This is a genomic window from Vibrio bathopelagicus (assembly GCF_014879975.1).
Taxonomy (GTDB): domain Bacteria; phylum Pseudomonadota; class Gammaproteobacteria; order Enterobacterales; family Vibrionaceae; genus Vibrio; species Vibrio bathopelagicus.
Genome location: NZ_CP062500.1, coordinates 1,200,617 through 1,215,257 on the forward strand (window position 1 = coordinate 1,200,617; position 14,641 = coordinate 1,215,257).

At 43.9% G+C, this 14,641-nt stretch carries 13 protein-coding genes; 10 read left to right on the top strand and 3 right to left on the bottom strand.

Going from position 1 to position 14,641, the window contains the following annotated elements:
* Nucleotides 1-34 precede the first annotated feature (34 nt).
* The 4 genes from ihfB (at nt 35) to pyrF (ending at nt 2,728) form a co-directional block, all read left to right on the top strand.
* Nucleotides 35-319, top strand: a complete 285-nt coding sequence (gene ihfB, locus IHV80_RS05440) for an integration host factor subunit beta (protein WP_010439923.1) — start codon at nt 35-37, stop codon at nt 317-319.
* Nucleotides 320-448: 129 nt separating this feature from the next.
* On the top strand, nt 449-721 hold the full coding sequence (locus tag IHV80_RS05445; protein ID WP_017057039.1) for a LapA family protein: 273 nt from the start codon (nt 449-451) through the stop codon (nt 719-721).
* Nucleotides 722-733: 12 nt separating this feature from the next.
* Nucleotides 734-1,909, top strand: a complete 1,176-nt coding sequence (lapB, locus tag IHV80_RS05450) for a lipopolysaccharide assembly protein LapB (RefSeq protein WP_029225966.1) — start codon at nt 734-736, stop codon at nt 1,907-1,909.
* 123 nt (nt 1,910-2,032) lie between these two features.
* Nucleotides 2,033-2,728, top strand: a complete 696-nt coding sequence (gene pyrF / locus IHV80_RS05455; protein WP_192890333.1) for an orotidine-5'-phosphate decarboxylase — start codon at nt 2,033-2,035, stop codon at nt 2,726-2,728.
* A gap of 106 nt (nt 2,729-2,834) precedes the next feature.
* Here pyrF and miaE read toward each other — a convergent pair whose 3' ends face one another.
* A complete protein-coding gene (gene miaE, locus IHV80_RS05460; protein ID WP_276329587.1) occupies nt 2,835-3,629 on the bottom strand; it encodes a tRNA isopentenyl-2-thiomethyl-A-37 hydroxylase MiaE in 795 nt (264 codons plus the stop codon).
* Between the two features lie 104 nt (nt 3,630-3,733).
* Nucleotides 3,734-4,498, bottom strand: a complete 765-nt coding sequence (locus IHV80_RS05465; protein WP_192890334.1) for a DNA repair protein — start codon at nt 4,496-4,498, stop codon at nt 3,734-3,736.
* A 322-nt stretch (nt 4,499-4,820) separates the two neighbouring features.
* Between IHV80_RS05465 and cysB the strand changes: the two genes are divergently transcribed.
* On the top strand, nt 4,821-5,795 hold the full coding sequence (cysB, locus tag IHV80_RS05470; RefSeq protein ID WP_102433705.1) for an HTH-type transcriptional regulator CysB: 975 nt from the start codon (nt 4,821-4,823) through the stop codon (nt 5,793-5,795).
* Between the two features lie 197 nt (nt 5,796-5,992).
* Nucleotides 5,993-7,195 (top strand): methyltransferase, encoded by a 1,203-nt coding sequence (locus IHV80_RS05475; RefSeq protein WP_192890335.1) that lies wholly within the window; start codon nt 5,993-5,995, stop codon nt 7,193-7,195.
* A gap of 196 nt (nt 7,196-7,391) precedes the next feature.
* Here the strand turns inward: IHV80_RS05475 and ald are convergent, their stop codons facing one another.
* Nucleotides 7,392-8,516, bottom strand: a complete 1,125-nt coding sequence (ald, locus tag IHV80_RS05480) for an alanine dehydrogenase (protein WP_192890336.1) — start codon at nt 8,514-8,516, stop codon at nt 7,392-7,394.
* 156 nt (nt 8,517-8,672) lie between these two features.
* Between ald and lrp the strand changes: the two genes are divergently transcribed.
* From lrp to IHV80_RS05500, 4 genes are all read left to right on the top strand, one after another.
* Nucleotides 8,673-9,167, top strand: coding sequence for a leucine-responsive transcriptional regulator Lrp (gene lrp / locus IHV80_RS05485; protein WP_004734558.1), 495 nt, complete (start codon nt 8,673-8,675; stop codon nt 9,165-9,167).
* Nucleotides 9,168-9,330: 163 nt separating this feature from the next.
* Entirely contained in the window at nt 9,331-12,450 is a 3,120-nt protein-coding gene (locus IHV80_RS05490) for a DNA translocase FtsK 4TM domain-containing protein (protein WP_192890337.1), read from the top strand.
* A gap of 75 nt (nt 12,451-12,525) precedes the next feature.
* Nucleotides 12,526-13,122 carry an outer membrane lipoprotein chaperone LolA gene (gene lolA, locus IHV80_RS05495; RefSeq protein WP_192890338.1) on the top strand — a complete coding sequence of 199 codons (597 nt, stop codon included), beginning with the start codon at nt 12,526-12,528 and terminating at the stop codon, nt 13,120-13,122.
* A gap of 64 nt (nt 13,123-13,186) precedes the next feature.
* Nucleotides 13,187-14,542, top strand: coding sequence for a replication-associated recombination protein A (locus tag IHV80_RS05500; protein WP_318842412.1), 1,356 nt, complete (start codon nt 13,187-13,189; stop codon nt 14,540-14,542).
* Nucleotides 14,543-14,641 lie beyond the last annotated feature (99 nt).

Here is a 14,641-nt window from a genome sequence, read left to right on the forward strand (position 1 = left end):
ATAATTTCTAAAAAGAAAACCAACGAGGGTAACTATGACTAAGTCTGAATTGATTGAAAGACTGTGCGCTGAGCAAACGCACCTTTCTGCAAAAGAAATTGAAGACGCTGTAAAAGACATTTTAGAGCATATGGCTTCAACACTAGAAAGTGGTGACCGAATCGAAATTCGCGGTTTTGGTAGCTTTTCTCTTCACTACCGTGAGCCTCGAGTTGGACGTAATCCAAAGACTGGCGACAAGGTAGAGTTGGAAGGTAAATACGTTCCTCACTTTAAACCAGGTAAAGAGCTACGTGAACGAGTAAACTCAGGATTGTAGTCTACTTATCGGAATTAAGAAAAGCGGCATACTATAATGTATGCCGCTTTTTTATGACCATAATATGGTGGTCTGATTAGTAATTTTCCTGCATAATCGTACAGCTAACCAACCAATGAGTGATGAACTATGAAAATTATAAAAATAGTCGCCGTTATCGCACTTTTCTTAATTGCACTGGCTTTAGGCTCTCAGAACCAAACCACTGTGAACTTCAATTATCTGCTAGCACAAGGTGACTTCCACTTATCAAGCTTATTAGGTGTTGTCTTCGTTTCAGGCTTTGGCCTTGCTTGGTTAGTCTTTGGTAATATGCACATGCGATCTCAGCTGAAAATTCATCGCTTGAAAAAACAACTCAATAAGCAATCAAAGCAGGTAGCTGCTGCTACTAAAGCTTAAAGGCTGTATTTGATGTTAGAGTTACTGTTCTTACTTTTACCGATTGCAGCCGCTTATGGCTGGTATATGGGTAATCGTAACGCTCAGCAAGAAAAACAAAAGCAATCACACCAGATCTCCCGCCAGTATGTGACGGGTTTGAACCTATTGTTGTCGGACCAATCTGACAAAGCGGTCGATCACTTTATCGAACTGCTTCAAGTAGACAATGAAACCATTGATACTCACTTGGCCTTGGGTAATCTATTTCGCTCAAGAGGTGAGGTAGATCGAGCTATTCGAATTCACCAAAACCTTATCTCTCGTTCGGGGCTAACCCTCGATCAAAAAAACCTCGCACTGCAACAACTCGCAAAAGACTATATGGTCTCCGGTTTCCTCGATCGCGCTGAAAAAATCTTTGAACAGCTCGTAGAAGAACCTGATCATAAAGAGGGTGCTTTGCAACAGCTGGTCGCTATTTATCAGCAGACTCGAGAGTGGAATAAGGCGATCCATTACGGCAATATTCTCGTTAAGCTTGGTAAGAAAAAAAGAAAGATGCGCGCAACTGTTGCGCACTTTTGGTGTGAGCTAGCAATGCAAGAGCAAGCAGAGGGTAATCGTTCTAAAGCTCTTCAGCATTTTAAAAAAGCGCTCTCTGAAGACCCTAAGTGTGTTCGGGCCAGCATTGCGTTAGGTAAGTTCCATTTAGCGAATGAAGATTACCAGAAGACGATTACCTGTCTTGAGTCTGTGCTTGAACAAGATATAGATTTTATCAGTGAGGTGCTTCCAACCCTTGCTGAGTGTTACCACAAGCTTGGCCAAGAGGCTGAACTTGTTGAATTCCTAAAAGCCTGTATTCAAAAGAAAGCCGGTGTTTCAGCTGAATTGATGCTTGCTCAGTTGGTGGCTCATCACGAAGATGTTGGCTCCGCTCAAGAGTTGCTGACCAAGCAGCTGGTTAAAAACCCAACTATGAAAGGCTTCTATCGATTAATTGATTATCATCTTGCTGAAGCAGAAGAAGGTCGTGCGAAAGACAGTCTGACGACTCTTCAGTCTATGGTTGGTGAACAACTTAAAGTTAAACCTCATTACCGCTGTCGTCAGTGTGGTTTCTCGACACACTCGATGTATTGGCACTGCCCTTCATGTAAAGGGTGGGGGACGATCAAGCCTATTCGTGGGCTTGATGGTGAATAGATTTGTGGTCATTGTTAGACCAAATTAATAATTGCAGCTTTCGGGCTGCATTTTTATGACTGTTATTTGTCGCTATTACTTGTAGTGATTATTTAAAGAAAGTTAACCGCGTTAGGAGATGAAATGAACGACCAAAAAATCATTGTAGCATTGGATTATGACAATCAAGCGGATGCATTAGCCTTTGTTGATCGTATCGATCCAGCGTCTTGCCGCTTAAAAGTCGGTAAAGAGATGTTTACCCTGTTTGGCCCTGAATTCGTCCGTGAATTACATAAACGTGGTTTTTCAGTATTCTTAGACCTTAAGTTCCACGACATTCCAAACACATGTTCAAAAGCGGTACGTGCTGCCGCTGAGATGGGCGTGTGGATGGTGAACGTACATGCGAGCGGTGGCGAGCGCATGATGACGGCTTCACGCGAAATTCTAGAACCTTACGGTAAAGATCGTCCATTACTCATCGGTGTTACTGTGTTAACCAGCATGGAACAATCTGATTTGGCGGGTATTGGTTTGAACCTTCAACCACAAGAGCAAGTAATGCGCTTGGCGTCTTTGACTCAAAATTCAGGCCTAGATGGCGTTGTATGTTCTGCTCAAGAAGCTTCATTGTTGAAAGGCGAGTTGGGTAAAGAGTTCAAGCTTGTGACTCCTGGTATTCGTCCTGTAGGCGCTGACGTTGGCGACCAGAAGCGTATTATGACGCCAGTTCAAGCGATTCAAGCTGGTTCAGACTACTTAGTTATCGGTCGTCCAATTACTCAAGCTACAGACCCAGCAGCAGTACTTGCTGAAATCAACGGAACGCTAGTTTAAGAGCGATACAGCGATACGAATGAAGAAGGCCAGCAATTTGCTGGCCTTCTTATTTATTGACGAGATATAAATTGGTTCCGATGGGTTTGGCTTTTCTGTGCTGTTCTTAAATCGGAGCGCCGCTATGGAATTTGAAGTCACTGTCTTCAGAAGTGATGAGGTCGGCTTCTACCTGCGCAAAATGAGCTATACGCTCAGAGATATCTTTCCCTGCGATTTGCTCTGCGAGTTCAAGGTAATCCTGATAGTGACGAGCTTCTGAGCGAAGTAGAGAGACGTAAAACTTCTCCATGTCTTCTTCCAAGAAAGGGGCCAGTTTAGCAAAGCGTTCACAAGAGCGAGCTTCAATAAAGGCGCCGATGATCAGCTTATCAACCAGAGCGTCTGGCTCGTAAGTTTTCACTTGCTTGATTAAACCTTTAGCATAACGACCTGCTTCAATCGGTTGATACGTCACGCCTTTCTTTACCATCAATTCCATGACTTGATAAAAGTGATGCAGTTCTTCTTTAATTAGCAGCACCATTTTATCAATCAAGTCAGCACCGTAATTACAGCCTTCTTTTGCTGTGATTTGCTTAGATACGTTACTTTTACCACGTAGCGACTCCAAGTCTCCGATACGACGATAAGCAAATTGCTCGTATGGCAAAATCCACTCATTTAATTGCTTCGCGCTTTCTTTATCTACCGCATACTTACGGATAAGGAACAAAGCACTTTGAGCGGCTTTGAGCTCACAAAGCATGTGATCGCGTAGAATGATATGAAGGTTTTCAGGCTTCTTGGCTTCATCTATCCATGAATCTGGCGTTTCAGCTTTAAGAAAAGAGTGTATTGGGGCTAATAATTCTTGATACATGGTCGGGGCAAGTTTGTTGATAATGCGCGATTTTATCACAGCTCATGAGATCTCCCTATTCGGAGAAAGGAAATTCACTAGGAACAAAAAAGGCCGCCTATTTAATGTAAATGAGGCGGCCTTTTCGTGTTTGAGTTAGACGGTTACCATTTCTTCTTCTGACCGAAGAGGGCATCCATATCGTCGTCACGCTCTTTAGATTCCATTTGCTGTAAGTCTTGAGCATTTTTGTCTTGGCGTTTCTGATCAAGCTCGTTCAACATCTGCTGAAGTTTTTCTTTTGCTTGATTAGAGTACGCATCATTCTTAGTCGCTAAAGCATCAATGCCTTTGCGTAATAGCTGAATCGCCGTACCTGGTTGTCCGCGAGAAATCGAATCGTTAGCACGTTTGATTACGTTTTCAATATTGATACGAATCTGGATCGTTTCTAGACGAGCATTTTCAACTACGTAAGCTTGAGTATCAAAGCGGCCTTTATTGTGTTCGTTACGAACCGTATCGCGAAGGCGTTTAACCAATTTCAGCATCATGATTGCTTGCTTATCACTGCTCGGAACACGGAAAGTAGTACTTTCACCACCTTGGTAGTTCTCTTTTAGCTGTGTGATCTGTTGTTTTACGCTTTCGATTCGTTGCAGGAGCTGTTTATTCTTGGGATCAAGTTGATACATGTTTTCCAGTGCATCAAGGATTCGGTTATTTAAGCATATAAGAAGGTCTTGGCTAAAAGGCATGTGATGAGCATTACCAATCAACTCTTCAGTTCCGTCAATAATGGTTAGATAACGAGAAGCTTCCTGTTTCTTCGCTGTTTCTACCTTAACTTTGTATTGAAGCATGATGTTGTAGCCTAAAACCAACACCAAAAGAACGGCGACTAAGGCGATTATTAAACCAATATTCATATATTTGTGTCTGCTTGTTGTTTTCTATAGCTAACTGGAGAGGATACACGATTCCATTGTGTATCGGCACTCGTAAATTGCAATTTCTGATTATCTCTTGTTGAGCGCAATCGGCAATCAAAATTTACTAACTAATGTATGAGAATGAGGAGTCGGTTGCAAAGCGATACTGATGTTTTTGTTTGTTAACCTATAAAAACTCAATTTTTCTATCAATTTAGCGCATGAAGCGTTATAACTATTAATTATATTACACGAGACTATGACGCTCTCTTTGCAAATAAGTTAGCACATAAATGAGTAAAGGATTACGAGGTTAGATATGAAGTTACAGCAACTGAAGTACATTGTTGAGGTTCTAAACCATAACCTAAATGTGTCTGCGACCGCAGAGAGTCTATACACATCACAGCCTGGTATTAGTAAGCAAGTTAGATTACTAGAAGATGAGTTGGGTATTCAGATTTTCGAGCGTAGTGGTAAACACTTAACGCAGGTGACTCAGGCTGGCGAAGATATTATTCGTATCTCTCAAGAGATTCTCGCTCGTGTTGAAAGCATTAAAGCCGTTGCCGGTGAACACACTCACCCTGAAATGGGTACATTGAACATTTCAACGACGCACACCCAAGCTCGTTATGCTCTACCTGATGTGATTAAAGGCTTTACGGCGCGTTATCCTAAAGTGTCGCTTCACATGCACCAAGGAACGCCAAGCCAAATGTCAGAAGCGGTAGCCAAAGGCACAGCCAATTTTGCCATTGCGACCGAAGCGCTTCATTTATATCAAGACGCGATTATGTTGCCTTGTTATCACTGGAATCGTTCGATTGTTGTCACGAAAGATCACCCTCTAGCGCAAAAGCAATTAGTGTCAATTGAAGACCTTGCCGCCTATTCTCTAGTGACTTACGTCTTCGGCTTTACGGGACGCTCAGAACTCGACACAGCGTTCAATAAGGTAGGCTTGACTCCACGAGTTGTATTTACGGCCACCGATGCCGACGTTATCAAAACTTACGTCCGCATGGGGATTGGCGTAGGCGTGATTGCAAGCATGGCGATTGATCACGAGCAAGACACCGACTTGGTTGCCATTGATGCAAGCCACCTGTTTGGTGCGAGCACCACAAGTATTGGTTTTAGAAAGGGCACGTTCTTACGTTCTTACATGTTCGACTTTATGGAGCGTTTTGCACCACATCTAACTCGTCCTGTTGTTGAGCAAGCTATTTCTCTTAAATCAAATGATGAAATTGAAGAGATGTTTAAGGATATTGAGCTACCCGTTCGATAAGTCCCAATCTTGCTTAACTAGATTTCTAGACGGTCTGTTATTAATTATCAGGCCGTTTTTCGTTTTAGCTTAACCTAATGATAACGATCCCTTACAGTTTGCTAATTTTATAGCGATCCTTTTTATAGCTTCTTTCTATATGTTTCCTTTCTATTTATGCTTCTTGCCCCTACAATCCACGCATCATAGGGGGAAGCATGCATTCACGATTTACAATTCTCGACTCATTCTTGTTAGAGCACCAAGTCTATTGGCGTTCAGAGCCTTTTCACCTATGCCAAACGCAGCAACAACCATGGTCTGATGTGAATCGTTATCTTGTTGATTGGTTGGATGGTTTGAGTATCGCGAATATACAGACTCTTAAAGAACAACCGCAAAACTTGCTAGCTGAGCTTACGCGTTTCCTTCCTCAGCTAGAAACCGTTAATCAAATTATCCAGTTCAATCATACAGAGCTTGTTGGGCTTGACCTTCCGCGCGGAACTGCTGATGGTATTCCAGGTAGAAAGCTACAACAAATTGTTGCGATGGGAGAGGCTTCTCTTGAGCATCACCAAGGGCAAGAGTGGCTGGAGTGGTGCTCTGGTAAGGGTTTTCTTGGCAGAATTTTGTCTCAACAATCGAACCAAAAAGTCACCAGCTTTGAGTGGCAACAGTCACTGTGTGAAAGCGGCCAAAAGATTGCTGATTATCAGGAGCTAGAGATGATCTTTGTTCAAGGTGATGCTTTTGCTGAAAGCGCAGAGGCCGTATTTAATTCAAATCAACATGCTGTCGCTCTTCATGCTTGTGGCGACCTTCATGTCGAGTTAGTGAAAAAGTCTGTTTCACATGGGCTTCCTGCAGTGACCATTTCCCCATGTTGCTACCATCTTATTCGTGGTGAAACCTACCAAGCGATGTCATCTGTCGCGAAAAACTCTGCACTAGCATTGAGCAAGAGTGATTTAAGAATCCCACTTCAAGAAACGGTCACTGGTGGTGAAAGAGTAAAGAGACATCGTCAATTAGAGATGAGTTATCGCTTGGGCTTCAGCCAATTGCTCAAAGCCGAACTTAATACCGATGAATATATCCCAGTACCGAGCATCAAAAAATCAGAGTTATCTGAGGGTTTTAGATCCTTCTGCCTTTGGGCCTCTGAAGTGAAAGGCCTACCACTTGGTTCGGGTATAGACTTTGAATCCTATCTTTTTCAAGGCGAGACGCTTTTCTGGGAGATGGAGAAGTTGAGTTTAGTCCAACAAGTTTTTAGACGACCATTAGAGGTATGGTTAGCTTTGGATCGAGCTATCTATCTGCAAGAGCAAGGCTATGAAGCTTCTATAGAAGAGTTTTGTGAGCGCAGTGTTACTCCTCGAAACTTACTGATTCATGGTGTTAAGAGCAAACGCTAGAACAAACCTGACGAACGTGTAAGAAAGTTCGTTAACGACAGCTATCGGTCAATAGGGTTATAGATACAAAAAAAGCCAGTTCGACTTATGAGTCGTACTGGCTTTTTAGTTAGCGAGTCGTATTTTATTGAGTGTCCTTCAGAGAGATATAATTCTGAATAGGTGGCTCAGTAAATGACGAACTGGCCAAACGCAATTAGTTAAACATTGCGATAGCTTTCGCTGGCTCTACGTATTCTAGGTCAAAGCTCTCTGCAACTTCTTTACAAGTCACTTTACCGTGGATTACGTTTAGACCTTCTAGGAAACCTTCATCAGATAGAAGTGCTTCGCGGTAGCCTTTGTTCGCTAGCTTAACAATGTAAGGAAGTGTTGCATTGTTTAGTGCATATGTAGAAGTACGAGCAACGGCACCTGGCATGTTAGCAACACAGTAGTGAACTACGTCATCAACGATGTAAGTTGGATCAGCGTGAGTCGTCGCGTGTGAAGTTTCAAAACAACCACCTTGGTCGATTGCAACGTCAACAACAGCTGAACCTGGCTTCATCTTAGCGATGTGATCTTTTGTAACAAGTTTAGGAGCGGCTGCGCCTGGGATTAGTACTGCACCAATCACTAGGTCTGCTTCTAGAACATGCTTCTCAATAGCGTCTTCAGTAGAATAAACCACTTTTGCGCGACCTTGGAATTCTTCATCAAGACGACGAAGAGTATCTACGTTGCGATCTAGAATGGTTACGTCTGCGCGAAGGCCAACAGCCATACGTGCTGCGTTAGCACCAACAACGCCGCCGCCAACTACAACAACTTTCGCTGGCTCAACACCAGGAACGCCGCCAAGAAGAAGACCACAACCACCGTTAGATTTCTCTAGTGTTTGTGCACCTGCTTGAATAGACATGCGACCAGCGACTTCAGACATTGGTGCTAATAGTGGCAAGCGACCCATATTATCTGTTACAGTCTCATAGGCTACGCAGACAGCTTTGCTCTTGATTAGCTCTTCCGTTTGTGGAAAATCTGGTGCAAGGTGTAAATAGGTAAATAATATTTGCCCTTCACGAAGCATAGCTCGCTCGACAGCTTGAGGTTCTTTAACCTTTACAATCATTTCTGCTTTCGCAAAAACGTCAGCAGCAGTAGGAAGAATGGATGCGCCTACAGCGATGTAATCATCGTCTGAAAAACCGATACCAGTACCGGCATTGGTTTCTACAAAAACTTGGTGGCCGTGTGAGATTAGTTCTCTCACGCTAGCTGGGGTCATACCAACGCGGTATTCGTGGTTCTTGATTTCCTTAGGTACGCCAATGATCATCCTGACTCCTTATTTTATTTTGGTTGTTTTATCTATGTGTAGGGTAATTCTGTCGAATTAATATCTAGTATAGATAGGTTCAGATAGAATTTGATACCGAATATTAAAAAGTTGTAGTATATTTTTTTGCAAGGAAGTAATAAGGTGGAATAAAAAATGGCAGACAATTATAAGAAGCCGTCCAAGGAACTAGATCGTATTGACCGCAACATTCTTAATGAGTTGCAAAAAGACGGTCGTATCTCAAACGTAGAACTATCAAAACGAGTAGGACTTTCTCCCACTCCATGTCTTGAGCGTGTTCGTCGTTTAGAACGTCAAGGTTACATTACTGGGTACACAGCATTGCTGAACCCACAGTACCTTGATGCTTCACTTTTAGTGTTTGTTGAAATTACTTTGAACCGTGGTGCGCCAGATGTGTTCGAACAATTCAACACCGCTGTGCAGAAACTGGATGACATCCAAGAGTGTCATTTAGTGTCGGGTGATTTTGACTATCTTCTAAAAACACGTGTATCGGACATGGGTGCTTACCGTAAGTTGCTCGGTGATACGTTACTGCGTCTACCAGGCGTAAACGACACTCGTACTTACGTTGTAATGGAAGAAGTGAAACAAACTAATCAACTTGTGATTAAAACTCGTTAATCATAATTGGTGAAATGAAAGAAAGCGGACATTTGTTCCGCTTTCTTGCTTTCTGGAATTGGGTTTTTCTGTTTGATATGGTTAAATCAACAGTAGTTTCATGAAAACGAGTGGCTTGTGCCGTTCGCTATGTTTTTATCCCGTTTAATTATTAAGTTGGTTTATGTTCAAGCAGAGCAGTAATAAAGTAGAAACAATCATTAAAACGAGTGAAGAGCCTCAGTCTCCTCGTTTGAATGGTTCTCAACGTCTCAAAGAGTGCAGCCTGATTTTGGGTGTTCTCTTCTCTATTCTACTTGCCGTTGCGTTATTAACTTTTAGTCCTGCAGATCCATCATGGTCGCAAACGGCGTGGGGTGGTGACATTCAGAATGCGGGTGGCTACCTAGGTGCATGGTTAGCGGATACGCTTTTCTTTGTGTTTGGTTCACTGGCTTACCCGCTTCCTATATTAGTGACCGTGGCTGCATGGGTGTTGTTCCGAAAACGCAATGAAGACGAACAAATCGACTTCATGTTGTGGGGTTCTCGATTACTTGGCTTAACCGTCCTTATTCTTACAAGCTGTGGTCTAGCGGATATTAACTTTGACGATATCTGGTACTTTTCATCAGGTGGCGTGGTTGGTGACGTATTAACAAGTCTTGCACTTCCAACGCTTAACGTCCTTGGCAGTACACTGGTTCTTCTTTTCTTATGGGGCGCTGGCTTTACTCTATTAACGGGTATTTCTTGGCTGAGTATCGTCGAATGGTTGGGTGAATGTGCGATTAAGCTGTTTACCTCTGCTGTTAATAAAGCGCGTGGTGAAGATCAAGAGTTGCTTGAGCCACAATTAAGAGAGTCGGCAGACCGAGATTTAATCGAAGAACGTCATAAGCAGCATCAAGAACCTATTTACCGTGATGTTCCTGCTATAGAAGACAACAAAGAATCAACAGACCAAGATCAGTTTGATCCTGCACTGAGCTTCTCTGCGACCAACGATTCTTCCGATGCTGCGAATGCACTAGACAATACTGCATCGCCGAAGCGTCATTACAATATTCACATGCCAGTCGATGTGCCTGTTAAGCAAGAAGCTTCTGCCCAAGAACAGCCTCAGATTCAGCCTCAACACGTTGAGCAAGAGCCGATTCCTGCTGCACCAGTTTACCAAGCACCAGAAGAGCCTTTAGAAGAAGGTGTCGAACGCTCTAAACAGTTGAATGCGACTATTGAGCAGTTAGAAAATGCGGCTATGTATGAAGATGATCTTGCTGAGCAGGAGCAGGTTGACGCGCATGAGTCTCAGATCGCGTATCAACAATACATACAGAATGAGCAACCTGCAGTTAATCCTACTGAAACGGTAGTTGAAAGTGCAGAACCAGTAATGGATAGCTCATCAGAAGTAAATAATGAGTTCGATGCAGAAGATGTTCAACCAGAGTCTCTATACGCTTCGCCAATGGGTGAAATAGAAGAAACACCACAAGAATTCTCATCGTCTTTCGATACAACGGAAGAGCAAAGCTGTGAACCTAATTCAGAGCTAGACGTTGAACCTATTGATAATGACGAAGACCAACTTGCTTCTTCGGCTTACGAACAAGAGCCTACGCAAACGACTGAACAGAACCAAGAGCCAGTTGTTGATCTTCCTTGGGAAGAAGTCATAGAAGACGAATCGCAAAACCAAGATAAAGATGTAGAAGCGTTCCAAAATATTGTCTCTGAAGCACAAGCAAACATGGCTGCAGCGCAAAATCCGTTCCTAGTTCAGCAAGATGTTAACTTGCCTAAACCAGCAGAACCATTGCCAACACTTGAGCTGTTGTTCCATCCTGAAAAGCGTGAAACCTTCATTGACCGTGATGCACTTGAAGCAATCGCTCGTTTGGTTGAATCTAAATTAGCCGACTACAAAATCAAAGCTGATGTGGTTGATATTTTCCCTGGCCCTGTTATCACTCGATTCGAGTTAGACCTCGCTCCGGGTGTGAAAGTAAGTCGTATTTCTGGCCTTTCTATGGACTTAGCGCGCTCACTTTCTGCATTGGCAGTGCGTGTCGTAGAGGTAATACCGGGTAAACCTTATGTTGGCTTAGAACTGCCGAACATGAGCCGTCAAACGGTGTTCTTCTCTGATGTGGTTGCTAGCCCGCAGTTCCAAGAAGCAAAATCACCAACGACTGTCGTGCTAGGGCAAGACATCGCAGGTGAAGCGGTCATTGCTGACCTATCGAAAATGCCACACGTTCTTGTCGCGGGTACAACCGGTTCTGGTAAGTCGGTGGGTGTGAACGTGATGATCTTGAGTATGCTTTACAAGGCATCGCCTGAAGACGTTCGTTTCATCATGATTGACCCGAAAATGTTGGAATTGTCTATCTATGAAGGTATTCCACATCTGTTGTCTGAAGTAGTTACTGACATGAAAGATGCGTCTAACGCCCTTCGTTGGTGTGTGGGCGAAATGGAACGTCGTTACAAGCTGATGTCGGCGCTTGGTGTTCGTAACATTAAAGGCTACAACGACAAATTGAAGATGGCAGCGGAAGCCGGTCACCCAATTCATGACCCATTGTGGAAGCCGGGTGATAGCATGGATCCTGAAGCGCCATTGTTGGAAAAACTGCCTTACATTGTGGTTGTCGTCGATGAATTTGCCGATTTAATCATGGTAGTCGGCAAAAAAGTTGAAGAACTGATTGCACGTTTGGCGCAGAAAGCGCGTGCCGCTGGCGTACACTTGATCTTAGCAACTCAACGTCCTTCGGTTGATGTTATTACGGGTCTTATTAAAGCAAACATCCCGACACGTGTTGCCTTTACCGTATCGACTAAAACGGACTCTCGTACCATTTTGGACCAAGGTGGTGCTGAATCACTACTTGGTATGGGTGATATGTTGTACTTACCACCGGGTTCAAGTCACACAACTCGTGTACACGGTGCGTTTGCTTCTGATGATGATGTTCACGCGGTCGTGAACAACTGGAAAGCACGCGGTAAGCCAAACTATATTGAAGAGATTACTAACGGCGATCAAACCCCAGAGACACTATTACCGGGTGAGAAGATGGAAGGCGATGAAGAAGTCGACCCTCTGTTTGATCAAGTTGTCGAGCACGTGGTTCATTCACGCCGTGGTTCGGTTTCTGGTGTACAACGTCGATTTAAGATCGGCTACAACCGTGCCGCACGAATTGTCGAGCAATTAGAAGCTCAAGGTATTGTAAGTGCTCCAGGACATAACGGTAACCGAGAAGTCTTGGCGCCAGCGCCACCAAAAGATTAGTTCCGATAGGAACTCATAACAATTCAGTCGGTCAAAACCAAAACATGACCGACTTATGATTTAACAGGACTATTGATGAAAAAAGTATTCGCACTTTTATTTATGAGCTTCTCAGTATTTGCTTCTCCGAAAGAAGAGTTGAGTAGCCGCTTGTCGCTGAATGCAGGTTTTAGCGCTGACTTTAAACAAGTCGTAACCAGCCCTGACGGTGATGTTGTGATGGAAGGCGAGGGCACGGTAGAGATTGCACGCCCAAGCTTATTCCGTTGGGAAACCACTTTCCCTGATGAAAACCTATTGGTATCCGATGGTCAAAGCTTGTGGTACTACAGCCCGTTTATTGAACAAGTGAGCATTTACTGGCAAGAACAAGCCACATCGCAAACACCGTTTGTATTGCTGACTCGTAACCAAGAAAGTGATTGGGACAACTACAACGTCGCGCAAACGGGTAACCAATTTACGCTAACGCCAACGGCTGTGGATTCTAATCAGGGCGATTTCCAGATTAACATCACTGAGAAAGGCATTGTTCAGGGCTTTAATGTGATTGAACAAGACGGCCAAAAAGGTGAGTTTACCTTTAACAATGTTGATTTAGGTAAACCTTCTGCAGACCGCTTTACTTTTGTGGCGCCGGAAGGTGTCGAGGTCGACGACCAAAGAAACTGATCCAAACTGGCAGATCGTTTGGTAGTAAGTCGATAGGCATTGATGCCATCAACGAATCAAGAGATTGCAATTGAGTAATTATAGCTTAGATTTTGCAGGGGACGAAGATTTTCGTCCCCTTGCTGCTCGTATGAGACCTGAAACTGTTGAACAGTACATCGGTCAGCAGCATATATTAGGTCCAGGTAAACCCCTTCGCAGAGCGTTGGAAGCGGGCCATATCCACTCCATGATTTTATGGGGGCCTCCGGGCACCGGTAAAACCACGCTGGCAGAAGTGGCAGCAAATTACGCCAATGCAGAAGTTGAGCGCGTATCAGCGGTGACATCGGGTGTAAAAGACATTCGTATCGCCATTGAAAAAGCGCGAGAGAACAAGCAAGCAGGGCGCAGAACGATCCTGTTTGTGGACGAAGTCCATCGCTTTAACAAAAGTCAGCAAGATGCGTTCTTACCTCATATCGAAGATGGCACGGTTACGTTTATTGGCGCGACCACAGAAAACCCTTCTTTTGAATTGAACAACGCTTTGTTGTCGCGTGCGCGTGTCTACAAACTGACTTCTCTTAATACTGAGGATATCTCCCTCGTTATTCGCCAAGCTATTGAAGATAAACAGCGTGGTCTGGGTGATGTGACGGCTGATTTTGCTGATAACGTATTAGATCGCCTTGCGGAACTGGTCAACGGTGACGCTCGTATGTCGCTCAACTATCTTGAGCTGCTGTATGACATGGCAGAAGACAACGATAAGGGCGAGAAAGCGATAACGTTGCAGTTGTTAGCTGAAGTGGCGGGCGAGAAGGTTGCTCGTTTCGATAACAAGGGCGATATTTGGTACGATCTAATCTCTGCCGTTCACAAGTCGATTCGTGGCTCTAATCCCGATGCTGCGTTGTATTGGTCGGCGCGAATGATTGCTGCGGGTTGCGATCCTCTGTATATCGTAAGGCGTTTATTGGCGATTGCTTCTGAAGATATTGGTAACGCCGACCCAAGAGCAATGCAGGTCGCGATGTCGGCTTGGGATTGCTTCACGCGTATTGGTCCAGCAGAAGGGGAGCGTGCAATTGCACAAGCGGTTGTCTATTTAGCGTGTGCACCTAAGAGTAATGCCGTTTACACCGCTTGGAAGCAAGCCTTAACGGATGCACATAATCTCCCTGAATATGAAGTGCCGCATCATTTGCGAAATGCACCCACAACTTTGATGAAGGACATGGGCTACGGGCAAGAATACCGTTATGCTCATGACGAACCAGGTGCCTACGCGGCTGGAGAAAAGTATTTGCCGCCTGAAATGGGCGAAACACAATACTATTTCCCGACAAAACGAGGCTTAGAGACCAAAATTGGCGAGAAGCTAGATTATCTGGCGGATTTGGACGCAAAAAGCCCACAAAAACGCTATGAAAAGTAGTCTTTTTTGGATATCGTTACCTAGTCATAAAATTTATATTAAATCGTTAAAAATTGGTCGAAATAGCACCACTTTTAAGGGTTTAGCAGTGATTCAGTA